The sequence below is a fragment of the Frankia sp. CpI1-P genome (assembly GCF_001421075.1).
GTDB classification, from domain to species: Bacteria; Actinomycetota; Actinomycetes; order Frankiales; family Frankiaceae; genus Frankia; species Frankia torreyi.
In genome coordinates this window covers 1-1,616 of record NZ_LJJX01000134.1, presented here as the reverse complement: position 1 = coordinate 1,616, position 1,616 = coordinate 1, and the positions used below count along the sequence as shown (strand labels likewise).

The 1,616-nt window shown below is 59.1% G+C and carries 2 rRNA genes; both read left to right on the top strand.

What is annotated here, in order from left to right:
• Positions 1–236, top strand: a 16S ribosomal RNA gene (locus FF86_RS31030); the annotation flags it as partial.
• A 411-nt stretch (positions 237–647) separates the two neighbouring features.
• Positions 648–1,616: ribosomal RNA gene (locus FF86_RS31025) — 23S ribosomal RNA — on the top strand; the annotation flags it as partial.

The following is a 1,616-nucleotide window of genomic DNA, read 5'->3' as shown; positions in this document are numbered from 1 at the left end:
GGGGTCTGCAACTCGACCCCGTGAAGTCGGAGTCGCTAGTAATCGCAGATCAGCAATGCTGCGGTGAATACGTTCCCGGGCCTTGTACACACCGCCCGTCACGTCACGAAAGTCGGTAACACCCGAAGCCGGTGGCCTAACCCTTGTGGGGGGAGCCGTCGAAGGTGGGACCGGCGATTGGGACGAAGTCGTAACAAGGTAGCCGTACCGGAAGGTGCGGCTGGATCACCTCCTTTCTAAGGAGCGTCTGGCTGGTCTGTCCTGTTGGGGGTGGGCTGGTTCAGGGCCAGGGCCGGATGTGCATGCCGGTCTGGTTGCTCATGGGTGGAACGCTGACGATAGTGCTTCTGGTTGTCTGCTGGATGTCTAGTACTCCGTGTGGCTTCTCTTCGGGGGGGTTGGGCGGGTGGAACGGGTCTGGTGGGTGGCTGGTGGTGCGTGGCACGCTGTTGGGTCCTGAGGGAGTGAGGCTTCCTCGTCTGGTGTGACCCCTTCTGCCGATCTCCTTCGGGGGGTTGTGGTGGGGGTCTGCTGGTGAACGGACCGGTCGTGGTAGGGGACTGCTTCCCGTGTGGGGGTGGGTTCTGCCGGGTCGGCTGGGGCCGTCCGTACGTTGAGAACTNCACAGTGGACGCGAGCATCTTTGTGGCCAAGTTAGTAAGGGCGCACGGTGGATGCCTTGGCACCAGGAGCCGATGAAGGACGTGGGAGGCTGCGATATGCCTCGGGGAGCTGTCAACCGAGCTGTGATCCGAGGATTTCCGAATGGGGAAACCCGGCAGGGCTTTAAATCCTGTCACCCATGCCTGAACACATAGGGCATGTGGAGGGAACGCGGGGAAGTGAAACATCTCATTACCCGCAGGAAGAGAAAACAACCGTGATTCCGCGAGTAGTGGTGAGCGAAAGCGGATGAGGCTAAACCAGTGTCGTGTGATAGCCGGCAGGCGTTGCGATGCTGGGGTTGTGGGATCGTCTGGACGGGACTNCCGTTCCGTCAGGGAGTCAGAAAGAGCGCTGTTAGGCGAAGGTCATGCGAATGGACCGCCATAGAGGGTAATAGCCCTGTAGCTGAAAACAGTGTTCCTCCCGGACGTGTTCCCAAGTAGCACGGAGCCCGTGAAATTCCGTGTGAATCTGGCGGGACCACCCGCTAAGCCTAAATACTCCCTGGTGACCGATAGCGGACTAGTACCGTGAGGGAAAGGTGAAAAGTACCCCGGGAGGGGAGTGAAATAGTACCTGAAACCGTGTGCCTACAATCCGTGGGAGCTGGACTTCGGTCTGGTGACCGCGTGCCTTTTGAAGAATGAGCCTGCGAGTTTGCGATGTGTGGCGAGGTTAACCCGTGTGGGGTAGCCGTAGCGAAAGCGAGTCCGAATAGGGCGTTTGAGTCGCATGTCCAAGACCCGAAGCCGAGTGATCTACCCATGNCCAGGTTGAAGCGCGGGTAAGACCGTGTGGAGGACCGAACCCACCAGGGTTGAAAACCTGGGGGATGAGCTGTGGGTAGGGGTGAAAGGCCAATCAAACTCGGTGATAGCTGGTTCTCCCCGAAATGCATTTAGGTGCAGCGTCGCATGTTTCTTGCCGGAGGTAGAGCACTGGATGGCCTA